This window comes from Sorangium sp. So ce321 (genome assembly GCF_051530195.1).
Lineage (GTDB): Bacteria > Myxococcota_A > Polyangia > Polyangiales > Polyangiaceae > Sorangium.
In genome coordinates, this window is the sequence record NZ_CP150329.1 from 4,661,927 (window position 1) to 4,686,050 (window position 24,124).

Annotated in this window: 17 protein-coding genes; 8 read left to right on the plus strand and 9 right to left on the minus strand. The window is 72.6% G+C overall.

Translation table 11 applies throughout. The features are described 5' to 3' along the window. Positions 1–220: 220 nt before the first annotated feature. Genes WME89_RS17735 through WME89_RS17745 form a run of 3 tightly spaced genes read right to left on the minus strand, consistent with a single transcriptional unit; the run spans position 221 to position 2,055 of the window. Positions 221–829: an ExbD/TolR family protein gene (locus WME89_RS17735; RefSeq protein WP_436617628.1), complete on the minus strand. Its 609-nt coding sequence runs from the start codon at positions 827–829 to the stop codon at positions 221–223. Beyond that, the gene (locus WME89_RS17740; protein WP_437665762.1) at positions 826–1,389 is read right to left on the minus strand and encodes an ExbD/TolR family protein; all 564 of its coding nucleotides are present in this window, start codon (positions 1,387–1,389) and stop codon (positions 826–828) included. Before WME89_RS17740 ends, WME89_RS17735 begins: the two co-directional genes overlap by 4 nt. 3 nt (positions 1,390–1,392) lie before the next feature. Beyond that, positions 1,393–2,055 (minus strand): MotA/TolQ/ExbB proton channel family protein, encoded by a 663-nt coding sequence (locus WME89_RS17745; RefSeq protein WP_434047396.1) that lies wholly within the window; start codon positions 2,053–2,055, stop codon positions 1,393–1,395. A gap of 999 nt (positions 2,056–3,054) precedes the next feature. Here WME89_RS17745 and WME89_RS17750 point away from each other — a divergent pair. The 4 genes from WME89_RS17750 (at position 3,055) to WME89_RS17765 (ending at position 6,264) form a co-directional block, all read left to right on the plus strand. Next, a complete protein-coding gene (locus tag WME89_RS17750; protein ID WP_231864858.1) occupies positions 3,055–3,675 on the plus strand; it encodes a MotA/TolQ/ExbB proton channel family protein in 621 nt (206 codons plus the stop codon). Positions 3,676–3,901: 226 nt separating this feature from the next. Next, a complete protein-coding gene (locus tag WME89_RS17755; RefSeq protein WP_436617630.1) occupies positions 3,902–4,471 on the plus strand; it encodes a biopolymer transporter ExbD in 570 nt (189 codons plus the stop codon). 15 nt (positions 4,472–4,486) lie between these two features. Then, a complete protein-coding gene (locus WME89_RS17760) occupies positions 4,487–5,068 on the plus strand; it encodes an ExbD/TolR family protein (RefSeq protein ID WP_436617631.1) in 582 nt (193 codons plus the stop codon). 191 nt (positions 5,069–5,259) lie between these two features. Beyond that, the gene (locus WME89_RS17765) at positions 5,260–6,264 is read left to right on the plus strand and encodes a hypothetical protein (RefSeq protein ID WP_437930881.1); all 1,005 of its coding nucleotides are present in this window, start codon (positions 5,260–5,262) and stop codon (positions 6,262–6,264) included. Positions 6,265–6,456: 192 nt separating this feature from the next. Here the strand turns inward: WME89_RS17765 and WME89_RS17770 are convergent, their stop codons facing one another. Genes WME89_RS17770 through WME89_RS17780 form a run of 3 tightly spaced genes read right to left on the minus strand, consistent with a single transcriptional unit; the run spans position 6,457 to position 9,826 of the window. Next, complete coding sequence (locus tag WME89_RS17770) at positions 6,457–7,752, minus strand: DUF4147 domain-containing protein (protein ID WP_438010309.1); 1,296 nt, start codon at positions 7,750–7,752, stop codon at positions 6,457–6,459. Then, positions 7,749–8,495, minus strand: a complete 747-nt coding sequence (locus tag WME89_RS17775; protein WP_438010310.1) for a hypothetical protein — start codon at positions 8,493–8,495, stop codon at positions 7,749–7,751. The genes WME89_RS17770 and WME89_RS17775 overlap by 4 nt, the downstream gene beginning before the upstream one ends. Next, on the minus strand, positions 8,495–9,826 hold the full coding sequence (locus WME89_RS17780; protein WP_438010311.1) for an HD domain-containing protein: 1,332 nt from the start codon (positions 9,824–9,826) through the stop codon (positions 8,495–8,497). The genes WME89_RS17775 and WME89_RS17780 overlap by 1 nt, the downstream gene beginning before the upstream one ends. 927 nt (positions 9,827–10,753) lie before the next feature. Here WME89_RS17780 and WME89_RS17785 point away from each other — a divergent pair. Next, positions 10,754–12,892 carry a hypothetical protein gene (locus WME89_RS17785; RefSeq protein WP_438010312.1) on the plus strand — a complete coding sequence of 713 codons (2,139 nt, stop codon included), beginning with the start codon at positions 10,754–10,756 and terminating at the stop codon, positions 12,890–12,892. 273 nt (positions 12,893–13,165) lie between these two features. Further along, complete coding sequence (locus WME89_RS17790) at positions 13,166–14,866, plus strand: serine/threonine protein kinase (RefSeq protein WP_438010313.1); 1,701 nt, start codon at positions 13,166–13,168, stop codon at positions 14,864–14,866. A gap of 31 nt (positions 14,867–14,897) precedes the next feature. On the opposite strand, the gene mutH is transcribed toward WME89_RS17790, so the two are convergent. Both mutH and WME89_RS17800 read right to left on the minus strand, forming a co-directional pair. Next, positions 14,898–15,581: a DNA mismatch repair endonuclease MutH gene (gene mutH / locus WME89_RS17795; protein WP_438010314.1), complete on the minus strand. Its 684-nt coding sequence runs from the start codon at positions 15,579–15,581 to the stop codon at positions 14,898–14,900. A gap of 227 nt (positions 15,582–15,808) precedes the next feature. Then, positions 15,809–19,360 (minus strand): protein kinase domain-containing protein, encoded by a 3,552-nt coding sequence (locus WME89_RS17800; RefSeq protein WP_438010315.1) that lies wholly within the window; start codon positions 19,358–19,360, stop codon positions 15,809–15,811. Positions 19,361–19,888: 528 nt separating this feature from the next. Here WME89_RS17800 and WME89_RS17805 point away from each other — a divergent pair. Both WME89_RS17805 and WME89_RS17810 read left to right on the plus strand, forming a co-directional pair. After that, on the plus strand, positions 19,889–21,079 hold the full coding sequence (locus WME89_RS17805; protein ID WP_438010316.1) for an aminotransferase class V-fold PLP-dependent enzyme: 1,191 nt from the start codon (positions 19,889–19,891) through the stop codon (positions 21,077–21,079). A 90-nt stretch (positions 21,080–21,169) separates the two neighbouring features. Then, positions 21,170–23,161, plus strand: coding sequence for an FTR1 family protein (locus WME89_RS17810; protein ID WP_438010317.1), 1,992 nt, complete (start codon positions 21,170–21,172; stop codon positions 23,159–23,161). 75 nt (positions 23,162–23,236) lie between these two features. Here WME89_RS17810 and WME89_RS17815 read toward each other — a convergent pair whose 3' ends face one another. Next, positions 23,237–24,094 carry a metallophosphoesterase gene (locus WME89_RS17815; protein WP_438010318.1) on the minus strand — a complete coding sequence of 286 codons (858 nt, stop codon included), beginning with the start codon at positions 24,092–24,094 and terminating at the stop codon, positions 23,237–23,239. Positions 24,095–24,124 lie beyond the last annotated feature (30 nt).

Consider the following 24,124-nt stretch of genomic DNA (forward strand, 5'->3'; position numbering starts at 1 on the left):
GGCCGACGGCGCGCTGGGGGGGAGCGCGCCCGTCGTCGGAGGTCCACGCTGATCGAGCTGAGGCGCGCGCCACGCCGCAGCGAACGCCGGACGGCGGCGGGCGCCGGTGTTCGGAGCGCGGTGCGGCGTAGGGTCAGGTGGGCGGCCACGGTGGGTGGCCCGTGAAGCAGGGCAGGGGAGGGGCGGCTCGTGCTTTCTGCCGCCGCCGGGGGGGAGGCGGCTACTGCTTGGTGCCGCCGCTCAGGACCATCAGGTGGTACTTGCCGAACTCGCTCTGCCCGAGGGTGAACAGGACCTCGATCAGCAGGCGGTACGGCGTGGTCGCGTCGGCCACGATGATCGCCTCCGACGACGACGGATCGAGCCCCTTCGCGGCGCGGATGGCCTTGTCCGTCTCGCGCGCGTGAGAGAGCGCGTTCGCGAGCGGCACGATGTAGAGGTCATTCGGCCCGCTGCGCTTGTACTTCGCGTCGACGCCGGACTGGGCGAGCTGCTCGCGGTTGGGCAGCACGACGATCGGGGTCGGATCCTCGCCCACCAGGATCTGCGACTTCGAGACGATGACGACCACGCCCTCCTGCGAGGGCTCGGCCTGCATCACCGACTTCGGCAGGGTGAGGTCCTTGGACTGCGGGATGGATGCCGCCGACGATCCCACGCTCTTCAGCAAGAAGACGAGGATGATCGTCATCAGGTCGAGCATCGCGGTGATGTTCAGGAAGTCGATCTCGGGATCCCGCCGGTTCCGGCGGATCGCCTTCCTGAGGGCCGCCTTGTAGCGGACGATGCTCGCCTTCGGCTGCGGCGTACGGGGCGGGTCGGCGCTCATCGGGCCACTCCGAAGTGGACCTCCGGGAACAGCGCCTCCCCGTCGACGCTCCTCAGCGCGTCCATCACGTCGATGATCGTCTTGTAGTCGATGCCCGGGTTCGCCGTGATCGTCACCTGCGTCTCCTCGTTGAACTCGGGGCGGGCGTTCTTGAGGCGCTTCGCGCACGCCGTGAGGGCGGGATAGTCATAGCTGTCGTTCGTCTTCGGCACCGTGACGCCGCTGCCCACGTCCTGACAGCCCGTCGCGATGTTGCCGCTCGATGTCTTCAGCGAGATCCCCTGGCTGGTGATGAACGCGGAGAGGTTCAGCGCCTTGCTGGAGAGCTCGCTGCGCACCTTGCCCCCGCCGATGGACGGCGGCGTCGTGTCGATCGACGACACGAATGTCACCGAGACGCTGGCGAGCACGAAGATGAGGATGTTCGTGATGATGTCGAGGTACGGAACGACATTGAGCTCGCCGGCCTCCTCCCCGGCTTCGGGCTCCTTGGGCTGCGAGAGGCGCCGGATCTTGGATCGCTGCGCCGAGCTGAGCGGGACGTCTTGCGGGGCCGCCATGGGCTAGTAGCCAGGCTTGCTGCTGATCGTGAGCAGGTTGAAGACGCGCTCCGTGGTCGCCTCAAGATCGTGCTGGATGTTCTTGGAGCGGGTGTGGAGCAGGACGTGCGCGATCATGCACACGACGGCGATCGCGAGGCCGAACGCCGTGTTGTACATGGCCTCCGCGATGCCGTTCGAGAGCATCCGCTGCTTGTCGGCCTGCGAGAGGCCCTGGGCGGCGATCGAGGCGAACGTGTTGATGAGGCCGGAGACCGTGCCGATGAGGCCGATGAGCGTCGCGATGTTCGCGAGCGACCAGAGCGCGCCGATGCGCTTCTCCACGGCGGGCTTGAGCTCCGACAGCTTCTCGCTGAGGGCGGCGTCGATCTCGTCGGCGCCCTTGTTCGCGTGGGTGAGGCCGGCCTTCACGAGCTGCAGGATGGGGTAATCGCTGGCGTCGCAGAGCTTGATGGCGCGGTCGATGTTGCCGGCCGCCACCAGCTTCTTGACCTGCGCGAAGAACTCCTTGGAGTTCACGCGGTAGCGTCCCAGCTGGAACGCGGTTCGCTCGATGATGATCGTCACCACGACCGCCGAGACGACCAGGTTCGCGATCAGGAAGGTCGGATTGTGCTTGATGGCCTCCCACATCCCACCTTCGCCACCACCCTCGGCCGCCAACATCAGCAGATGACGCATCCTCGCAGTCCCTTTCTCAGCGTCGTCAGAAGCCCGACAATCTCTAGGCGCGGCGACTATAACTGCCGCCCGATCCCGTGTGCAAGCTCGGCGATGCAGCAGGGACCAGCGGCGAGAGGCCAGGATCCGCGAAAATCCCGGCAAAAAATCAGCGTGCGCTCCGCGACGAGCCCGCGCCGTCGGCGGCCGAGCGTACGGAGCGCCCTGAATCGGACCGATCCCCCTGGCCACACCGTCGCGCTCCAGCACCCCCGCGTCCGCTCGCCTGCCGAGGTCCGAGCGCTCGATGGTCGGGTGATGCGTCGGGTGATGCTGCTCGCACTGCCGCAGTGCGCTGTCGTGTCCGCGCCCCCTGACCGCGGCGCCGCGTCCCCCGAGGTCCGCGGGCTCTGCTGTCGGCCCGCCCGCTTCGCTCCCGCCGGATCGTGTCATAACCCTGCGATTGTTGTAAAGTTTTGCCCGCATCAGAGCGCTCAGGTGTGGCCAAATCTCTCTTGACGGCGCCGGGTCTCAATCGCGAAGATGCGCGAGTCCCCCGGGCGCAGCGGCGTATCTCGCCCACGAAAAGGCGGCGCGACTTGCGGTAAACGGGGGGGAGCCGCGCCTCGGGCCACGAAGCGGCCCTGGCGTGACGACGTGAAGTCAGTCTTGGACGACAGGTGAGAGAGCTGGGGCGGCGCCGGGCGCCGGCGCCAGGAGAGACGATCAGGACTCTTGCAGAGGTCAGCGCCGCTCGGTTAGCGTCCCGTGGGCATCTCGCCAGAGAGCGACAGGAGCACGCCGTCCACGGCCAGCGCCGCCAAGCGAAAAAGGCCTCTCATCCGTTGTTACGTGTGAGCGAAAGACTGCCGCCCCTCGGCAACACGAGTCTGACAAAGGGAACCGATCGAGTTGCGCGCAACCTCATCCCGGGGACGCGAGGCGAACTGGAGGACAGAAGCAATGCACGGAGCGTATGAAGCTTTCAAAGAGGGTGGGTGGGGTATGTGGCCCATCCTGTTCTGGTCGATCCTCACGATCGGCATCATTGTCGAGCGCGCCCTCTACCTGTTCGGCTCGTCGATCAACAAGGACGTCTTCCTCGCCACCATGCAGAAGTGCATCCTGGCGGGCGACGTCGCCAAGGCTGTGAAGATGTGTTCCGCGGCGAACGCGCCGCTCGCGCGCATCGTCCAGGCCGGCCTCGTCAAGGTGAACCGCCCCGACGAGGAGGTCCAGGCGGCCATGGATGAGGCGGCTCTCCGCGAGCTGCCGAAGATCTCGGCGCGCACCTCGTACCTCGCGCTGCTCGCGAACCTCGCGATGCTCTCCGGCCTGCTCGGGACGGTGACGGGCCTCATCAAGTCCTTCGGCTCCGTCGCCGGCGAGTCCGTCGACCCGAGCCAGAAGGCTCGCGTGCTCGCCCTCGGCATCTCCGAGGCCATGAACTGCACCGCCTTCGGCCTCGGCGTGGCCATCATCGGCCTCATCGGCTTCGCCGTGCTGAACGGCAAGACGCAGCACATCGAGGACGACATCAACGAGGCATCGGTGCAGATCCTCAACCTCGTCGTCGCGAACCGCCAGAAGGTGAATGTCGCAGCAGTGGGTCAGGCGGCGGCCTGATGGTCCTCGGCGGGCCCGGGTCGTCGAGCGCCCCTCGCGTGCGCTTCCACCTGGGCCCGCTCTCTCGCCTCGAAGCCCCGGACGGCGGCTCGCGCCGCCGGGGCCCCGGGAACTTCGGAAGAACGACGAAGTCAGACCCAGCATGGTGCCCCACCGCGAGCTGCGGGCAGGGCGTTCCCCGGAACAACTTGGATAGGTGAGCTCCGGCTCACGTTGGGAAGGCAATATGGGCGGCGTAGACGTCGGCGACGGTGGTGGCAAGAAGCGGTCGACGAACAGCGATATCAACATGATCCCGTTCATCGACCTGCTGATGGTCACGATTGCATTCCTGTTGATCACGGCGGTCTGGGTCACCAATTCGCGCATGAACGCGGACGCCCAGGTCCCTGGCCCTCCGGATCCGAACAAGGAGCTCACGCCGCAGACGCCGGAGAAGGTGCTGAACCTTCACATCGGCGAGAGCGAGTTCGGGCTCGTGTGGAAGCAGGGCGCGACGGTGGTCAACGAGGTCAAGGTGAACAAGGCGCCGGTCGAGCTCGGCGACCCGTCCTCGAAGATCATCCGCTACCCCGAGCTGGCGAAGCGGATCGAGGAGGAGTGGAAGACCCACGGCGGCCACCGCGACCCGAGCGACAAGAAGCTCGACCAGGCCATCCTCCACACGGACAACCGCACGCCGTTCAAGGAGATCGTCGCGGTGCTCGACGCGCTCTACGCGCCGAAGCGCGAGATGAGGCTGCCCGACGGGAACAAGCAGGTCCCCGTGTTCAACATGACGTTCTCGGTCCGCTGAGGCAGGAGCGCGCACATGGATAGGTTCAACCCGAAGCATCACAAGAACCCCCACGCTCACGTGATCCACCAGCCGGGCCGCCGGCTGATGAAGGGCGTCCCGCTGCGGTTCGTGTGGAACAAGGTGTCCGGGCACGGCGCCCGCAGCCCGAACGCGGGGCTCAACCTCGTGAGCTTCATCGACTTCCTCGTCGTGACCGTGATCTTCCTCCTGATGTCCTTCTCGGCGTCGGGCGAGATCGCCGTCGACAAGAACGTCAAGCTCCCGAAGGCGGAGAACGTCGAAGACGTCATCGACGCGCCGATGGTCGCCGTGAACGGCAACCAGATCCTCGTCGACGGCAACCTGGCCGGGTCGACCCGCGCGATCGAGGAGCTCGGGCGCATGCAGAAGATCGACGAGCTCTTCAACCTGCTCAAGAACAAGCGCGAGCTGTGGAAGCAGGTGCAGCCGAACAAGCCGTTCCCGGGCGTGTGCATCCTCCAGGTCGATCAGAACGTGCCCGCGCTTGTCGTGAAGAGCGTGTTCCAGACCGCGGCGTTCGCCGGTTACCCGAACGTCAGCTTCATGGTCAGCAAGCTCCCGAAGTCGAATTGACCCTCGCTTCTTGACCTAATCGAGCAGAGTAAGGATGGGGCGCGCTGGGCGGTGCCTGGCGGCCCCGGTCACCATCGAACGTGGTGGCTCCGGCGGCGCGATCGGCGCAGCCTTCCCCTCCGCGCGGCTCGCGCGGAGGAGGCTGCCCTGCCGGCGTGCTCGGCCGGTGCCTCCTGCGTGGAGCCTCTCCTATGTCCTCTGAACAGCCGCCCCGCGAACGCGGCTTGCCGTCGGTCTACAAGGCGCGGGAGGCGCGCACCAAGATGCGCTGGCCCCCGGCGAAGTTCTGGGGTTACACGGCGCTCGTCCTCGCGGTCTCGGCCATCCTGCACTGGAAGTGGTCCCAGGGGCAGATGGAGAGCGCTCGCCAGAAGCTGATGGCGCGCCAGCGCGCCGTCGCCGTGGAGCTCGGCCCGCGCTGGATCCCGATGCGCGAGCGCGTCGAGGGCTGGACCCTCGAGCTGTCGCGGGGCGCGGGGCCCGAGCTCGTGGATCGCGAGGCGCTCAAGGCGTGGAATTTCCGTGAGCTTGCGGGGATTTACCTGCGGCTCCGGGTGGACGAGGCGACGAGCGTCGAGGCCATCCGGAAGAACGCGCAGCAGTCGCTCCGCGACGCGTTCACCGCGTGCCTCCTGCGGGTGCCGAACCCGAACCCGCTGGCGGGCGCGGAGTGCAAGCGCACGCGGGATTGCCCCGCTGGCGAGTACTGCAACGAGGCCGAGCGCTGCTCCCGGCCCGCGCAGCCGTTCAACCTGCGCGTCGCCTACCGGACGATGCACGTCCTCTCGGACGAGTGGGTGCGCGACGCGCAGGACGCCTCGAGCGAGCTCCGCCTGCGGCTCCTGGAGTCCAGCTTCGACGACACGATGCGGGACGACGTGCCGCTCGCGGCGGAGCTCCTCACGCGGGCGCAGTATTACCTGCTCGTGCTCGACGAGCCTGTCGAGGGCGCGACGACCACCGAGGCGCTGCTCGGGACGCCGCACATGGCGCGGGTCGGGGTCTGGCGGCTGTCGGACGGCAAGCCCATCCTGCGGGTGCGCCGGGAAGCGAGCGGCAACCTCATCGGCGGAACGCCCTCCGTCGAGGGGGGAGTGCTCGAGGCGCGGCAGCGCCAGGCGAACAGCTGCGCGCTGGCGCTCTCCGTCCGCGAGGCGATGGGCGACACGACCGCGGCCGTCGCCGAGCCGCAGTGAGGACGCGCAGCGGCGCGGCGTGAGCGTCGCGGGGCAGCGCGCGCGCGCACGCATCGAGGCGCGGCGCGCTCGCCGCGCGTCACCGAGCAGCGCGCGCGGCAAGGCGCGGCGCGCTCGCCGCGCATCGCGGGGCAGCGCGCGCAGCAAGGTGCGGTGCGCTCGCCGCGCATTGCGAGGCAGCGCTGTGCAAGGTCAGCGCGCGCTGCACGTGAAGTCCCGCGCGACGATGTGGACGTCCGTGAGGTTGTGACCGGTCGGCCCCGTCTCGACGCGCGTGCCGAGGGCGCGGTGAACGGCGGCGTCGTCGAAGCGCGCGAGCGCCGCGTCGATCGTGCGGTCGTCCATCGCGGTCGCTGCCGCGCTGGCAACCACGGCGCCCCCGGCGCCGGAGCTGCCGTCGGCGCCGTCGGACGCCGCGCAGAGGAGCGCGACGTCCGGCGGCAAGCCGCGCAGGGCGGCGAGCGCAATCCAGCCCGCGCGACCGCCGGCGCCGCGCTGGGCCGGCAGCGAGAGCGTCGGCTCGCACGGGATCACAGCCGCTTCACCCGGGGCGAGGCGGCGCGCGAGCGCGAGGCGGCGCTCCACCATCGCGCGCGCGTCGCCGTCCTCGGCCGGGGCGGCGACGGCCCGGAGCCCTGTCCGGGCAGCGAGGGCGGCCGCCACGCGCTCGGCGAGACGGTCTGGATCTGCGAGCATGCGCGCTCCCAGGAGCGGCGCGTCCGCTGGCTTCAGCGACTCGCTGAGCGCGGGCGCGAGCCGTGAGAGCTGCGGCGCCCAGCGCTCGAGCGCGGCGAGCGCCTCCTCCACGCGCGTCGGATCAGGGACGGTGGGGCCCGAGCTGATGTCGTGCGGGAGCCCGCGCACGACGTCGCTCATGAGCAGCGTCAGCACGCGCGCGGGGGCCGCCGCCGCCGCGAGCCGCCCGCCCTTGATCCGCGACAGGTGGCGCCGGACGAGGTTGACCTCCTGGATCGGGGCGCCCCCCTCGAGGAGCGCCGCCACGAGGGCCTGCTTCTCCGCGAGGGACACGCCCGCAGGCGGCGCCGCGAGGAGGGCGGAGGCGCCGCCGGAGATGAGCGCGAGCAGGAGGTCGCCGGGCCCGAGCGCTGCGGCGACGGCGAGCGCGGCCTCGGCCGCATCCACGCTGCGCGCGTCGGGGATCGGGTGCGCCGCGCGCATCACGCGCAGCGGGCGCAGCGCGGCCTCCTCTGGGTCCACCAGCGCGCTCGGCTGATCGCGGGCGGGGACCGCGGGCGTGGCGACGGTGACGGCGAGCCCTCCGGCGACCCTGTCCCCCCAGCTGCGGAGCGCGCCCCTCGCCATCCCGAGCGCCGCCTTGCCCGCCGCGACAACGAACACGCGACCGCCGGGCGCTGCGACCTCGGCGTCGAGCGCGCGCTCGACGAGCCCTGCAGGATCGAGCTCCGCGAGCCCGTCGCGGAGCGCCGTGACGAGCGCCGCGCGCAGCCCGTCGAGCGCCGCGCTCAAGGGCCCCTCGCGCCCGCCGCGCTGCCCGTCGCCGCCACCTGCGCGGGGGCGCGGCCTCGCGCGAAGGAGCGATCGCCCGCGTCGACGAGGTGCACCTCGAGGACGTGGTGCCAGCTCAGCGTGACCGACAGGAGCGCCCGCTGCGCGTCGCGCAGGCCCTCGGCGCCCGCGAGCTCCGGCCCGCGCCAGCGGAGCGCGCCCCGCAGGCCGAGGAACGGGCCCGTCGCGCGCCCCAGGAGCGGCACGTCGAGCGACAGCGAGAGCTCCAGCCCCGGCTCCGGCCCGACGCCGGCGCCAGGCGGCGCCTCCCAGAAAGAGCCGACGCCGAGCGCGACGGAGTCGATGAAGAGGTCGAGCCACGGCGGACCGCGCTCCAGGTCGCTCGCGTACCTGGCGAGGAAGAGCGGCTGGAGGAAGACGCCGCCCGCGATCGAGCGCGCGACGGGCGAGCCGTCCGCGCCGAGCGCGTCGGTGTAGTGCGCGTACAGCCCGGCGGTCTCGAGGTAAACGGCGGCGCCGCGCGCGCAGAGCGCCGGGCCGCCCGCCGCGAACGAAGCGCCCGCGCCGGCGCGCAGCTCGAGGTCGCCGTCGAGACGGCCGTAGGCGCCGTCGTTCTCCGCGCGCGCCGTCGACGTCACCGCGAGCGCCGCGAGCGCCGCGGCGCCGGCGAGCGCGGCGCCGCGGGCACGGCGCTCGCGCGCGGGCTCGAACGAGCCCCGGGGGGCCTTGTTCCAGGTGGTCATCAGCGAATCAGCGCCTCCCGCACCGCGTCCCGCAGCTCGGGCGCGAAGAGGATCCGGATGCGCGTCATCGTCTCGTTGCGCAGCCGGTCCAGCAAGAAGGACACCTCGGCGGGGCGCCGCGGGCGTCCTCTCGGATAAACGACCAGGAGCGACTCGTCCTCGGCGTAGGGCGTGTCCTCGGCGACGTCGACGCCGACGTACACATCCGGGTCGAGCCCCGCGCTTTGCGCGATCCCGCGCACCGTATCCAGCGCTTCCGCGCGCCGCGCGTCTCGCTCGACGAGCCCCTCTCCGGGCTCGGGGAACAGCTCGAGCGCCTTGAAGAGCGAGCGCACGCGCAGGCGGCGGGCGAGATCGGCCAGCACGGGATCCGGCGCCGCCTCCCACGCGTGGATCGCCCCGAGCAGGACCTGATCGTCGAGCTCCATGTACTGCCCGAGCGTGGGCATCTCGCCGCAGGCCATCGCGGCGACGGCGGCGGGCACCTCGGGGATGCGGTCGCCCGCGGCCAGCCGGGTCACGACGCGCCGGAGGATGGCGCCGATCATCCACTCCGCGCTCCGCGTGGTCTTGTGAAAATAGACCTGCTGGAACATGAAGTAGCGCGCGAGCAAGAACGACTCGATCGCGCTCATCCCCTTGGTCCCGTCGATGGCGAGCGAGGGCGCAGGCGGGGCAGACGCGGCGCCGCCGCCGGGCAGCTCCACCTGGACGTCGCTGAACCGGAGGCTGCGCAGCAGCCATGGCAGGTCGTACTCGCCGTACCGGACGCCGGTCGCGTGCGCGTCGCGCAGCAGGTAGTCGCAGCGATCGACGTCGAAGGTCCCGCTCACCGCCTTGGCGAGGTAAGGCAGCTCGTGCCGTCCGCCGATGAGGTCGGCGACCCGCTGGGGCAGGTAGGGGTCCTGTCGTACGAGCACTTGGTGCACGTCCGAGGAGGGGTCGAGCAGGATGCGCTCGGTCCAGCGCTCGTGGTGGATCGCGCCCGGCATCGCTTCCTCGAAGAGGTGCGAGAGCGGGCCGTGGCCGAGATCGTGCAGGAACGCTGCGGCGATCGCGTCGCGCGCGCGGTCGCTGGTGACTCTCTGCCAGAACGGGAGGTCGCGGTCGATCTGACGGAGCCTCGCGATCAGGAGGCGCATCACGTGCGCGGCGCCGAGCGCGTGCGCGAAGCGGGTGTGCTCGGCGCCCGGGAAGGCGAGCGACGTCAGCCCGAGCTGACGGATCCGCCGCAGCCTCTGCACCTCGCGGGCGCCGAGCAGGCGCGGAACTATCGCCGCCTCGCCGCTCTCGAACTCGATGAGGCCGTGGACCGGGTCGCGCAGGATCAAAACAGGTCTCCGCGCGACTTCATGGGCCCGGCGGGCGCCGGGTCACTCAGGAGTCGCCTGATGATATCGAGCCACGCGCGTGCATGCGTGGTGGAGGGCTCGACGCTTCGGGCGTGCGGTGTAGTGCACAGCATGGTGCGCCTCGAACAGGGGCGGGGAGTCAAGGACAGGAAAACGAGGAGGTGTGCGACGTTCCCACGCGAGCGTACGGGAAGGCAAGCGCGGCTCGTCACGGAGCTTCTCTCGTGAGCGTTCCGGCGCCCCGGTCGACGACACCTGCCAGCGAGGACGACGCGCGCGCGACACGGCAGCGCCGCGACGCGCGACGGGAGCCCCGCCGCGCGAGCGGGCACGCCGGAGCGGAGTCTCGCGGTGAACGTCGCGTGGCAAATGTCGAACGCCTACCGCAAAGACGTGTCGTCCAGCGCGTCGTCCAGCGCGTCGGACGACCGGCGCTGGGCGACGCGTCATCCGCGCCTCCCGCGCCGCATCACCGCGAACGTGCCGACGCAGGCGAGCCATGCCGGTGCATGGCGAGCGCGTGCGTGCGCGTGCGTGCGCCTGCGCGTCGTGTGGCCGAGTGGCCGAGTGGCCGAGGGGGGCGCGTGGCGCGTGGCGCGCGCACGGAAGCACGCACGGAGCGCGCAGCGAGCAACGCGAGCAGCGCGAGTGGGCCAATGAAGAAGACACGTCGATACAGCGAGGTGCAGGCGAAGCGTCGCGATGGCCGTGAACGAAAATGAGAACGGAGGAGGAAAGTGCTCGATTTCTTGAAGCTGGACGAGCATCCTGGTGTACGTTAGGAGACTGGCTATTCCGCTGGTTCACGTGGGTCATTGGATATCCGGGAGATAGGTCGAGAACATGACCACGACCAACGGACGACATTCGGGGCGGGGGCATCCTGCAGATGAGGAGCTAGGTCGGGTGACGCGCGAATCCGGAGGCATGGCGAGCAGTGACGAGGCTGAGCTCGACGAGTCGCCGAGGCGGCTCGACGCCATCCTCCGTGCGCTTCCCGAGTCGGAGCTCAAGGGCCTCATCACGCGGATGGGGATCCGCATCGACGCAGCGAAGCGCATCGACGCCCCGTCTCAGGCGGCGCGCGCGCTCGTCGGCCTCCCCGACGTGCGCGACCCGTCGCGGCTCCCGACCGCCAGCCGCGAGCTGCTCCACCGCATCGCCGAGGCGGGTGGCGTGCTCGTGGTCCCCTCGCTCCCGGCCGGGCTCGAGCCGCTCATCGCCCGCGGCGTCGTCTACGCGCGCAAGACGGACGAGGGCATCGAGCTCGTGCTCCCGGCGGCGTTCCTCGTCCAGCTGAAGAGCTGGGAGAGCGAGGATCCGCGGGCGATCCGGGCGCTGCTCGCGCAGGCGCCCTTCGAGACGATGAGCGCGATCGCGACGCATTACCTCGGCCGCCCGGCCACGCCGCCCATCGCGCTATCGCTCGAGGTCGCGTGGGAGACGCTGAGCGAGCCGGAGAAGCTGCGCGAGGAGATCGATCGCCTGGCGCCCGTCGAGCGTCGTCTGCTCGAGGCCATCGAGTCCGTTGGCGGCGAGGTCGACACGCAGGAGCTGCTCGATCTGGAGCGGGAGCCGATGCGCCTCCGCAGCGCGAGCGGGGTGACGGCGAGCCGCCGCGGGGCGGGCTTCGCGCTCGAGCGCCGTGCCTTCCTCATTCCGATCCACCCGAACCGGCACGTCGTGCCGACCGAGGTGGCCGCCATCGTCGGCGCGGATCGCCGCCGGATGCGCGAGAAGCGGCGCGAGCAGATCCGCTCGTTCGTCATCGAGGAGGACCACGCGCCGCGGCGCGCTCGCTTCGCCTCGGATCCGGGGATGCTCTCGCTGGCGCTCGCGTACTGCGTGCGCGAGCCGGGCAGCGACGTGCGCCCCGGCGTCGGGACGCCGCGGTCGCTGCTCGTCCGGCTCGCGCAGCGCTTCGGGCGCGACGTCGAGAGCGTCGCGCTCGTCGCCGCGCTGTCGCGCGCCGTCGGGCTCTGGGACGCGTCGGCCGCCTCGCCGGCCACGCCGCCCGGCTCGCTCCAGGTGCAGGACCTGACGCCGCTCCTGTTCACGACGTGGCGCCGCGGCGGCGCGTGGGACGAGGCGCGCGCCGAGCGGGAGGTGCTCCGCGTCGCGTCGGACAACCGCGACGCGAGCCCGATCAGCGCGCTGCGCGAGATGGTGCTCGACGCGCTGCACGACCTCGGCGAGGGCCGCTGGGTCCCCTGGCAGTCGCTGCAGGGCTACCTCGCGGCCGACGAGCGGATCGCTGGCGTCGAGCGGCTGGTCCGCCGCTGGGCCGAGCGCGCCACGGTCGAGGCGCCGGAGATCCCCGAGATCACGCGGCGGATCGCGCTGGAGTCGCTGCCGGCGCTCGGGATCATCGATCTCGGCGGGGCCGAGGACGCGACCAGCGCAGATCTGGCGCTCCGGCTGACGCCGCGCGGGCGGGCGCTGCTCGCGGGCTCCGCGCCAAGCTCGGACAACGGCAAGAGCAAGTTCGTGGAGGCCCACGCGCTGCGCGTCGGCACGGGTGCCAAGGTCTCGGCCGTGCTCGGGCTCTCGGCGTTCGCCGAGATCGGCCGCATCGGCGATCATGTCGATCTCCTGCTCACGCCGCCGTCGATCGCGCGCGCGCTGTCGGTGGGCCTCGACAGCGACGCCCTGCGCGCGCGCATCGAGGCGGTCGCGCCGCTGCCGGACACGATCTCGCGCATGCTGATCCAGGCGAGCGTCGTGATCGGCAAGGCGAGCTTCGTCGGCGCCTCGGGCTTCCTCTGGATCGAGGATCCCGAGATCCGCGAGCTGCTCCGCACCCGGAGGCCGGCCGCCGAGATGTTCGTCGATCCGTCGCCCCCCTCGGGCTTGCTGATCGAGGCGGGGGTCGATCTGGAGCGCCTCATCCGGCGGTGCCGCGCGCTCGGCGTCGAGATCGAGGCCGACGTCGGCAACCTCAAGGCGACGCGGCAGACTCCGGCGCACGGCACCGAGGGGCCGCACCGGACCTCCTCGACGGCGAACATGCGCCGCTCCAGGACCCCGCCAGCGCGCACCCGCTGAGCCCGCTGCCAACCAGCGCCGCGCGGACCGGCGCGGCGCGGGGTCGGCGTCTGGGCCTCTCCCGAGGAGCGGGACGGCCGAATGCGGCCCTGGCCGAGCGCAGAGGCGCTGCGCCGGCAGTGCACCATGAGCGCAGGCTGGCTTCAAGTGGAGCTCGCTTGCGCCTCTCCCGCGCTTTCATCCCACCCAGGCGGTGTTTTTTCGCAGCTCTTTGCATTCCTGCGACGTGAGGGGAATCGCTTCGGAGAAGCGCGACGTGTATACCTAAGCTCGATGGCGCGCTCCTCTGGTGAGCCGGACTCGACCGAAGGAGAAGAATCGGTCGGCCCGGAGACGGCTGCGTTTCCGCTCGGCGCGGGGGAACCCAGGGCTGACAACGTCTACACGATCGCGCCTGGCACCGTCATTGCGCGCAAGTACCGCGTCGAGCGCACGATCGGCCGTGGGGGCATGGGCCTCGTGGTGGAGGCGCTGCACCTCGATCTCGATACGCGCGTCGCGATCAAGTTCCTGCTGCCGGAGTTCATGTCGTACACCGAGGCGGCGGAGCGCTTCATGCGCGAGGCGCGCACCGTCGCCAAGCTGCAGACGCCCCACGTCGTTCGCGTGCTCGACGTCGCCGCCCTGGAGAGCGGCGAGCCGTACATGGTCATGGAGCTGCTCGACGGCGATGACCTCGCGTGCCACGCCGCCGAGGCGGGCACGCTCGCGATCGGCGAGTGCATCGATCACATCGCCCAGGCGTGCGAGGCGCTTGCGGAGGCGCACGCGCTCGGGATCGTCCACCGCGATCTGAAGCCGGCGAACCTGTTCCTGACGAAGCGCCCCGACGGCGCTCCGCTCATCAAGGTGCTCGACTTCGGCGTCTCGAAGATCCTCACCGGCGACACGGGCAACGTCTCGCTCACGCAGACGACCACGATCCTCGGCTCGGCGCTGTACATGTCGCCCGAGCAGATGCGCTCTTCGAAGAGCGTCGATCCCCGCACGGACATCTATGCGCTCGGCGTGTGCCTCTTCGAGATCATCGGCGGCAGGCCACCGTACGTCGCCGACAGCTTCCCGGAGCTGTGCGCGAAGATCTACACGTCGCCGCCCGAGCCGCTCCAGGACCTCCGCCCCGAGGTGCCCGATGGCCTCGTCGAGGTGATCGAGAAGTCGATCGCGCGCGAGCCCGAGGATCGCTACCAGTCGATCGCGGAGTTCGTGCAGGCGCTCGCGCCGTACGCCGCGCCGGGCACGCGCACGACCATCGCGGGGATCCTCCGCCTGCACGCCGCGGAGCTCGACCTGCCGCCACCGGCGTCGCGCGCGGCCATGTCGAGGACCACGTCCCGCGCGTCGCGCACGAGCAGCGGCGGCCCGTCGGTGAGCGACAAGGGCTCGCGCACCGCGGGCTCCGCGCCGCCGTCGGAGGAGGCCCCGCGCCGCGGGCGCCCGCTGCTCTATGTGGTCGTGGGGGCTGTCGCTGTCGCCGTGGGCGCGTGGGGTGCGCTCCAGTTCCAGCGCGGCCGGTTCGCCATCGGGGAAGGCGAGGCGACCACGCCGCCGGTCGCGTCGTCGCCAAGCGAACCAGCGGTTCCCGTCGACCAGGTGGCGCCGCCGCCCCAGGCGCCGGACACCGCGGTGGCGACCCCGAAGGTCGTGCCCGCGGGCGACCCGGGGACCGCGGCGGACGCGGGCGCAGCGGATGCGGGCGCTGCCGACGCGGGCGTCAGCTCGAGCGAGCCGGCCGCGGACGGCGGGACCGGACCGGCTGCAGCGGGGACGGCGGCCGCGAGCGCCGGGCCGAGCAAGCCGCCCCGCGGGCCAGCGCGCGGGCGCCAGACGGGGAGGACAGGGGCGGCCCCCGTCGATGATCCGGATCCGCCGCGCACCGTCGCGCCGGCCGCGACCGTGAACAGCGATCTCTCGATGGAGACGTGCTTCGCGACGATGCCGGACGGCACCAAGAAGGTCGTCCCCTGCAAGTGACGCGCGGTGAGTCCGCGCGCCCGCGTCCCGATCACGCCGGAACCGCGGCCGGATCGCCAAGGATGGCGCCGGTGAAGCTGGGGCGCAGGTAGAAGCCGCGCGGCATCGCGGCGATGAGCTCCCCATCGCGCCCGAACGCCAGCGTCCGCGAGCGCCCGCTCGCGGCCTTCGGTCGCACCTGGAGCCAGCGCCCCGCGTGCGCGGTGAGCGCCTCGACGGCGCCGATGCCGATGAGCCCCATGAGGTCCTCGAAATCGGCGCGCAGGATGCGCTCCTGCGCCTCCGTCGGCCGCCAGAGCCGCGGGGCGCCGAGCCGCCGCTCCTCGCTCGGCCGACCCGGCGCGGCGACGATCGGGACCCAGAGCACGCGCGCGAGCTTCGCGCGAGCGCGCGACGTCTCCCACTCCGCGCGATCGGCGTCCGACAGGGAGATCGAGCAGACGAACGTCGACTCCTGCGGCGCCCCGGCCACGTCGACGGGGATCGTCTTGAGCTCGATTCCCAGGTGGGGGAAATCGGGCCTCGACGTCGAGCCGGCCGTCGCGCCGAGCGCGCGCTCGACGAGCGCGCCGGCCGCCCCCTTGGTGCGCACGCCGCCCCGGGGCACCGCGCGCCGGAGCGCGCGCGCGAGATCGGCGAGCGTCATGCCCGTCAGCGCTTCCGCCCTGGAGCGGAGCTCGGCTTCGTCGTGAGGCGGTTCCGGCGCAGAGCTCAACGACGCCGCCCTTAGAACATCGCCCGGTGCGACTCCAGCGCTCAGCCGCGCCCGCCGCGCTCGAGATAGGTTGGCCGCCGGGGTGCGCCGGGACGTCGATGGGAATCGAGCAGCGCTGACCCGGGGGCCATGGCGGCCTGATACGCGGCCCCCCCGAACGCGCCGCCAAGAAAGAGCCTACTGCTTAAAGCCCGCCCGGAGCCGAGAGAATTCAGAGGAAAATCGAGTCAGGAATTTCCTGTATGATTTTTCCGTGGTGCAACGGCGTTGTGCCGCACAGACCGCCCGTCGTCGAGCGGCCATCTGAGATCGGCGAGCTGGCCGGTGATGCGGAGCAGCATCTCGCGCAGCGACGAGGCTGTCGCGCGGTCCCGAGGACTGTGTCGTAGACAGGCGTACACGAACGCCGCGATATCAGCGGTCCTCGGATCGTCGGCGAGGCGCTTGACGGGCGCGGGGAGCCCGTCGTGCGTGACGTGCGCCGTGATGAGCGCGACCTCGGTGGGCGCGTCGAACAGCGTCCTGCCGGTGAGGATCTCGTAGGCGAGGCAGCCGAAGCTGTAGATGTCGGCCGTGAGCGGGGTAGCGGTGACCCCGGGCGGAACGACGCCCCAGATCTCCGGGGCGCCGTAGCAGCCGGTGGCGCAGCCGGGGCGGATGTGGCGGCCCGCCAGGCCGAAGTCGACGAGCACGGGCTCGCGCCCCCCGCGCAGGATCACGTTGGTGGGCTTGATGTCCAGGTGCCCGACGCCGACGGCGTGCATCGCTTCGAGCCCGGCGAGGATGCCGTCGAGCAGCGCCACCGCGGTGCGCGAGGTGAGGCCTCGAGCGTCGAGCAGCTTGTCGCAGCGGATGCCCTCGATGAGCTCCATCACGAGGATCGGCTTGGGGCGCGCCCCCGCGTCGAAGGTGACGAAGCGGGCGATGTTCGGGTGATCGGGCAGCGAGAGGAGCGCGCCCGCCTCCTCCCGGAACAGGCGGAGGAAGTCGGCCTCCGAGACGCTCCGGGCCGCTGTGTGATCGTACTCCGGCACCTTCAGCGCGAAGCGCTCCGCCGCTGGATCGTGCCGCTCCTCGGTGCGGGTGACGACGAACACCGTCCCCAGCGAGCCGCCGCCGAGCTGCCGGTGCACGTAGAAGCCGCCGAGCGTGCGCCGGCTCGGCAGCCATGCGGGCAGCGGCTGCTCGGGCAGCGCGACGCTGCCTGGCGCGCTCGGGCGCCGGACGGGGAGCCGCATGGCGCGCGGGACGACGAGGGCGACCACATCGGCGAGCGCGGCCGGGATGCTCGCGCGCACGGCCGAGACGAGCGCCTCGACCGGCGCGGCGGTGCTCGGCTCCGCGTCCTCCTCCTGAAGCGCGACCTCGATGGCGAGGCGCAGCGGCTCGGTCGCGCCGGAGGGCGCGGAGGCGGGGTGCTCCCCGCAGCGTCGGCGGGCGCCGGCGGTCAGCTGCGCGAGCCGCGCCAGGGCGTCCTCGAGGGCGCTGAGCGGCGAGGCGTTGGCGTCGCCGTCGCCCGCCGCGGTCAGCGCGCTGAGCGCGCCGGCCGTGTTCACCGCCCCGAGCGCGCGCGCCAGGCGTGCGAGCGCGCCGCGCACGATCTCGGTGCGCTGCGACGCGCCCGCGGGCAGCGCCGTGACGAGCGCGTCGAGCGCGGCGATGCGCTCGAGCGCCGCGCGCGCGCGCTCGGCCTCGGCGAGCTCCGCGTCCAGGGACCCCTGCCGCGTCGACCGGACCGACACCGCGGCGTCGCTGTCGGGCGCCCGCCCGCCGCGCGGGCCGCCTTCGCGCCCGCCGCGCGCGAACCGCGCGTAGGCGCGCAGCAGCTGGGCGACGTCCGGGTGCATGCTGGCCTGACCGAGCACCTCCAGGTCGTCGGGGTCGCCGCCGCGCATCGCCGCGTGCAGGAAGATGTCGGCCGCGTCGGCCGCCCCCTCGCGCACGAGCGCGTCGAGGCCGCGGGCGACGGACGCGGCGATGGCGCGGCGGAGCGACGAGCCGCGGTCGGCGCGCAGCCGGTCGAGCAGCACGCTGATGGCGCCGGTCCAGCGGGCGAGGACGCGCGCCTTGAGCTCGGGCTCGCCGCCGAAATCGGTGCTCTCGCCGTCGATCAGGTGGATGAGCGCGCGGAGGTTGCGCTGGTGCACGGTCACGTGCTGGGGCGGCGACCCGCCCGCGCGCGCGGCGGGCCCTTCCGCGCGGAGCAGCCAGCGGGCGAGCCGCTCGTCGAGATCGTCCAATGAAGCTACCCCGGTCGAGTCCTCGCTCGGCCGGCGGTTCAGGAGCAGCAGGCTCTTCAGCACCCCGGAGCCGAGCAGCTCGGCGTCGACCTCGCGCACGAGCCCCACCGCCGCCCTCCGCGCGGCGGTGCTCTGCGCGTCGTCGAGCTCGGAGAGCTCGATCTCCTCGAGCGCGCCCACGACCTCCGCCGCCAGCGCGTACGCCTCGAGCGCGCGGCCGTGCGCCTCGCGTGGCCCGGTCTCGACGAACGCGGCGACGGCGCCGTCGAGCGCGCCGCGCAGCAGCGCGACGCCGGCGCCATCCATCGAGAGGTCGCGGTGGACGACGCGCGCGAGCGCCGCGAGGCCGTCGTCGCGCAGGTGCGCGCTCGGCGGCGCATCGAGCGCGTCCCCGAGGGCGCGCGCGCACCGCGCCGCCGCGCGGGCGCCCAGCGGCTCGCCGCGGCTCGTCGCGCCGCGGAGCTCGCGCCGCAGCTCGACGATCGCCTCGGCCGTCGACATCGGCGACGCGCGCGCGATCTCGTCGAGCAGCGCGTCGGCGGCCTCTGGCTCCGCGTCGGCCGCGATGGGCAGCCCCCACGCCATCGCCGTGGCGATGCCCGGGTCCGCCGCGAGCAGCGGGCTCCGCAGCAGCTCGACGGCGCGGCCGAGCGCGCCGTCCGGATCGACGGCGACGCTGGCGGCGAGCGACGCGGCGCCGCGCCGCCACTCGGTAGGCGAGAGATCCTGGGCGAGCAGCGCGCGCACCTCGTCGGCGAAGTCGGGCAGCACCCCCGCGAGCAGGCCTCGCGCCGCGGCGACGTGGCGCCAGACGAGCGGCTCGCGGTCGGCGAGCAGCGTCTGCCACGCGAGCGCGATCCCGTCGGCGCTGCGGTCGAGATCGCGCCGGCGCCCCTCGCTGACGTTGCGGAACAGCCGGAGCGGCAGGTCGTCTCCTTGCATGGCCCTGCGGGTCGCCTCGCGGGCGGCGCGCTCGAGGAGGCGCGCCGCGAGGCGCCGATCGGAGAGCGAGCCGGTCGAGGGCGCCGCGATCCAGTCGCGCGACAGCTCGCGCCGCGACGCGAGCAGGAGCGCGAGCGGATCGACAGGGATGTCGGTGCCGGCGGGGAGCCAGAGCGAGAGCATGACGCGCGCGCGGATCCCCGCCCCGGAGAGGCCGCGGGCCGAGCCGGCGGCCATGCGCGTGGCGAGCGCGACGAACGTCGCCGCGTTGCCGGCGTAGAGCTGGCCGAGCACGCGCCGGCCGAGCTCGCGCCGCTCGGGCCCGTGCGGGAGCGCTCCGGCGATCTCGTAGAGCGCCACGCTCGCGGCGGCGGGCGCGAGCCAGCTCAGGTCGTCGAGCAGCCCGTCGGCCATCGCGGTCTGGACGCTGCGCAGCAGTCCATCCGGGCTCAGCGAGTCGAGCGGGGTCGAGCCGTCGAGCGCATCGATGAGGGCGATCGACGCGACGGTCTGCCGGAACAGCGCGCGCCGGACGTTCGGGTCGTCGTGGGACGTGAGATCGACGAGCCCTTCGAGGTATTCCGCGCGGGGTCGCATCGGCAGGTTGCGCAGTCTAGCGCGACGGCGCGCTGGCCCACCGCCCACGCCGCAGCAATCCTCGCGCGTCATGGAACCTCCCACCTCCGTCCGCCGCTCGCGCCGCTCCGCCCGGCACCGGGAGAGCTACCTCCCCCTACGATGATCGGAAGCGCCGGGGGCGCGCGCGCCTCCCACGAGCGCGATCGGGCCTCGCCCGGTGACCACGTTGTGGACAGGGCCGAGGGGGCCAGCGCCGTTGTCGGTTGATTTCAGGCGCGCTCAGGCGCGCTCAGGCGCGATCGGCGGCTCCGGCGCGATCGCTGCTCTCGCGTCCGGCCGCCTGGGCCGTCGGTGCGCGGCGGAGCGCTCCGGTCGTGCTTCGCGCTCGCCGAGGACGCAATCCGCGCACCTCTCGCGCGGAATCTCACGCTTCGATCGGGTGGAAGTGAACCTGGAAGTGGGTTAAGCGGGGGCGCGTCGGCGTCCCCGCCGCCTCGCGCGTACGTCGCGCGGCGCTGCAGCCGAAGAGCTGGAATGCAAGGAGACGTGGAACAGGGCTTCTCGTTCGACCTCGGCGCGTTCCGCGCGGCGTACTCGCGCTTCCTCGCGCCGCCCGCGGGGGACGCGCGGCCGCCCATCCTGCTCACGGGCCATTCGCACCAGGCATGGCCCGATGCGGCGCGCGACGCGCTCGTCGCGTGCTTCGACGACGCCGCGCGCCTCGTCGACGACAAGTGGGACGCCGCGGTGCTGCCCATGCTCTCGGCGGTCGGCGAGGCGATCCTGGAGCGGATGGGCTTCGAGCGCGGCGACTCCATCGCCTTCGGCCAGAACACGCACGAGCTCGTCTACCGGCTGATCACGGCGTTGCCCCGGCGCGAGCGGCTGCGGATCGTCACCACCCAGGGCGAGTTCCACTCGCTCAGGCGCCAGCTCGCGCGCCTCGCCGAGGACGGCGTCGAGGTCGAGTGGGTGAGCGTCGAGCCGCGCGCCGCGCTCGCCGATCGGCTGCTCGCCGCGCTCCAGCCCGGCACCTCGATGCTCGCGGTCTCGGCCGTGCTCTTCGAGAGCGCGACGGTGGTGCCGCGGCTCGAGGAGATCGTCGCGCGCGCGGTCGAGATCGGCGCCGTCCCGCTCGTGGACGCCTACCACGCCTTCAACGTGGTCCCGATCGCGTGGGGCGGCGCGTCGCCTCACGTCTTCGCGGTCGCCGGCGGCTACAAGTACGCGGCGATGGGCGAGGGGATCTGCTGGATGCGCGTCCCGCGCGGCTGCGAGCTGCGCCCTGTCTTCACCGGGTGGTTCGCCGACTTCGGCTCGCTCGCGGGCAGCGGCGGCGGCGTCGCGTACGCGCCCGGGGGCGCGCGCTTCGCGGGCTCCACGTTCGACCCCTCCGCGCTCTACCGCGCCGCCGCGGTGCTCGAGCACTGGGATCGCTTCGGCCTCACCGTCCCGCGGCTGCGCGCGATCTCGCTCCGGCAGACCGGGCGCATCCTCGACCGCCTCGACGCCGCCGGGCGCGGCGCCGACGTCGTCTCGCCGCGCGAGCCCGAGCGGCGCGGCGGCTTCGTCGCCGTCCGCTCCGCTCGTGCGGGCGACGTCGTGCAGCGCCTCCGGGCCAGGCGCGTGCTCGTCGACGCGCGGCGCGACGTGCTCCGGATCGGCCCGGCGCCGTACCTCGACGACGCCGAGATCGACGAGGGGGTCGCGGCCCTCCTCGAGGAGCTCGATCGCTAGCGCTCACCACCGGGCGGGTCGCTCGTGATCGAACACCCTGGCGCCGCCCTTCGCCTTGATCCCCGCATCCAGTCCACGTAATTTCTGAATATGACTATCAACTTCACGCGCGGCCAGCGGATGCTCGCTCTCCTCTGCCTGGCTGCCGTGCTGCTGGGCGCTCCGCTCGCCCGCGCGGATCAGGGCGACCCGCCCGAGATCGAGGCGCAGCGGCTCGTGCACATCCTCGGTTACATCGGCGCCGATTACGGGGGCTCCGTCGCGAACGGGGTCGTCACGGTGCCTGCCGAGTACGCCGAGCAGCTCTCGCTGGCCGCGGACGGCGCGAAGATCGCGGCGCGCATCCAGCCAGCGATCCCGCCGGATCGTCAGTTCGATCTCCCGGCTCGCCTCGCGAAGCTCCGCGAGCTGCTCGACCAGAAGGCGCCGCCGGCGGACGTGTCCGCCCTGATCACGGGCCTGCGGGCCGAGCTCATCGGCGCCTTCCAGATCGAGGAGGCGCCGCGCGCCGCGCCGAACGCGGAGCGGGGCAAGAGCCTCTACCGGGAGCATTGCGCGACGTGCCACGGCGAGACAGGGCACGCGGACACCGCGCGCGCGGCCACGTTCACGCCCCGCCCTGTGAACTTCCACGACCCCGAGCGCGGCGAGGCGATCGCTCCGTACCGCGTCGTGAGCACGATCCGCTTCGGCGTCGACGGGACGGCGATGGTCCCGTTCACGTTCTTCTCCGACGCCGACCGCTGGGATCTCGCCTTCTTCGTCACGGGCCTGCGGCACGCGGGCGTCGCGCCGGCGCCGGCCGGCGCCGCGCCGGCCTACACGCTCGCCGAGCTCTCGGCGCGCACGGACGCCGATCTGCGCGCCGAGCTCCGGAGCGCCGGCGTCCAGGCCGACGCCGAGGCCGCGGTGCTCGCCGATCTGCGCCTCCGCGCCCCGTACGAGGATCGGGCCGCCCGCACCCCGCTCGGCCTCGTCCGCGTGAAGCTCGAGCGCGCGCGCCAGGCGATCGCGCGGGGCGATCGCGACGCGGCCCGCGGGCACCTCATCGACGCGTACCTCGAGGGGATCGAGCCGATCGAGGCCCCGCTCCGCGCCGCCGACGCCTCGCTCGCCGCCGCGCTCGAGGCCCGCAGCATGGAGCTCCGCGGCGACCTCGAGCGAGGCGCGTCCCCCGCCGACCTCGGCGCCGCGATGGACGCGCTGCTGCGCGACGTCGGCCGCGCCGAGGCGCTCCTCTCGCCCACCTCGGCGCCGAAGGGCTTCGCCTCGACCGTCCTCTCGAGCGCCGGCATCATCCTGCGCGAGGGGGTCGAGGCCGCGCTCCTCATCGCCGCGCTCCTCGGCCTCGCCGGCCAGGCGGGGCTCGCGGACCGGCGGCGCTTCGTGCACCTCGGCTGGATCACGGCGCTCGGGCTCGGCGTCCTCACGTGGATCGCCTCCGCCCGCATCATCGCGATCTCGGGGGCCCAGCGCGAGCTCATCGAGGGGGTGACGGCGCTCCTCGCGACGGCGGTGCTGTTCTACGTGAGCTACTCGCTGCTCGCGAAGCGCGAGGTAGCCCGCTGGATGAAGTTCCTGAAGGAGCAGATCTCGCCGCGCCGCGCGGCGCTCTCGCTCTTCGCCGTCTCGCTGCTCGCGGCGTACCGTGAGGCGTTCGAGACGGTGCTGTTCTACCAGGCCCTGCTCGCGTCGAACGCCTCCGCGACCGCGGCGCTCGTCGGGGCCGCGGCGGGCGCGGTGGTGCTCGTGGTGGTCGTCACGGCCTACACGCGCGCGGGCAGGTTCGCTCCCCCGCAGGTCTTCTTCCGCATCTCCAGCTACCTCCTCTACACGCTCGCGGTCATCTTCGCGGGGCAGGGCGTCGCGGCGCTCCAGATGGCCGGCAAGGTGCCTGTCCACGCGCTGCCCTTCCGCGGCGTGCCCGCCCTCGGCATCTTCCCGACCGTGGAGACGCTGGCCGCCCAGCTCCTCCTCCTGCTCCTCGCGCTGGTCGGCATCCTCGCGCAGCGCCGCGAGACGAACGCGGCGCCGAAGCCCCCCGCGCCGCCCGCCCAGATCGCGCCCGGCTCTGCTGCGTGAGCGCCGCTCAGGGGTGAGCGTCGCCGCGGAGCGATCCGCCGCGGCGACGCTCGCGCCACGCGCGCCGCGCGGCGCTCAGGGGCCGCTGTGGACGCGTGGCGCCCCGGGATACAGCGACCGGAGCCCGCTCCACGCGACGTCGGCCGCGCTCTCCGCGGGCTCGGCGAGATCCCACTCCAGGTAGAGCTTGTCGCCGTCGTAGCAGCCGAAGCTCGTCGAGAGGCAGAGCAGCGGCTCGCGCTCGCTCGCGTACCCCGCGCGCGCGACGTCGTGCCCGTAGACGGCCACGCAAGCGTCCGGGTCGAGCGCGCGCAGGAAGGCGTAGGCGCGCTCGCTCGAGGTGGTCCGCGCCCAGAGCAGCGCGCCGAGCGTCCCCTGCAGGCTCATCTCCGTGAGCGGCACGTCGAGGAACCCGTCGAGCGGGAGCCGGTCCAGATCGTCTCGGCTCTGGATGCGCGCGTGCGGCGCGGCGTGGAGCATGACCATCCGGGCCGTGTGCGCGACCGCGACGAACGGCCACCCGCGGAACCAGCTCCGCATCGCCAGCGTGTCCTCCGGGCCGAGCAGCTCCTCGAGCCGCTGCGCCTCGTCCGGGAAGAACTTCGCCACCACGGGGCCGCCCACGTGCGCGTGCTCGTGGTTGCCGAGCAGGTAGTGGACCCTGCCAGGGTGCCGATCCGCGAGGCTCCTCGCCCTTTTCAACAAGGTCACGGAGTCGCCCCGGTAGAACGAACCCAGGTAATCAGGCCATTCGTTCTCGTCGAGCTCCGGGCCGTGGACCAGGTCGCCCGTGATCACGAGCACCGCGCCGTCACGGCCGGCCGCCGCCTGCTCGAAGACCTCGGCGATCTGCTCGAAATCCGCGACATTGCCCTGAAAGTCGGTGGCGACGATCAGTCTGCCCCGTTCAGGGAGGTCGACGACACGCTGCACGTCTCCAGCATAGCCGAACGCCCCTGCTCC

Coding starts and splice junctions, on each gene's coding strand:
- WME89_RS17735 (WP_436617628.1), bottom strand. CDS start 829: ATGAGCGCCGACCCGCCCCGTACGCCGCAGCCGAAGGCGAGCATCGTC.
- WME89_RS17740 (WP_437665762.1), bottom strand. CDS start 1,389: ATGGCGGCCCCGCAAGACGTCCCGCTCAGCTCGGCGCAGCGATCCAAG.
- WME89_RS17745 (WP_434047396.1), bottom strand. CDS start 2,055: ATGTTGGCGGCCGAGGGTGGTGGCGAAGGTGGGATGTGGGAGGCCATC.
- WME89_RS17750 (WP_231864858.1), top strand. CDS start 3,055: ATGTGGCCCATCCTGTTCTGGTCGATCCTCACGATCGGCATCATTGTC.
- WME89_RS17755 (WP_436617630.1), top strand. CDS start 3,902: ATGGGCGGCGTAGACGTCGGCGACGGTGGTGGCAAGAAGCGGTCGACG.
- WME89_RS17760 (WP_436617631.1), top strand. CDS start 4,487: ATGGATAGGTTCAACCCGAAGCATCACAAGAACCCCCACGCTCACGTG.
- WME89_RS17765 (WP_437930881.1), top strand. CDS start 5,260: ATGTCCTCTGAACAGCCGCCCCGCGAACGCGGCTTGCCGTCGGTCTAC.
- WME89_RS17775 (WP_438010310.1), bottom strand. CDS start 8,495: ATGACCACCTGGAACAAGGCCCCCCGGGGCTCGTTCGAGCCCGCGCGC.
- WME89_RS17790 (WP_438010313.1), top strand. CDS start 13,166: ATGGCGCGCTCCTCTGGTGAGCCGGACTCGACCGAAGGAGAAGAATCG.
- WME89_RS17800 (WP_438010315.1), bottom strand. CDS start 19,360: ATGCGACCCCGCGCGGAATACCTCGAAGGGCTCGTCGATCTCACGTCC.
- WME89_RS17810 (WP_438010317.1), top strand. CDS start 21,170: ATGACTATCAACTTCACGCGCGGCCAGCGGATGCTCGCTCTCCTCTGC.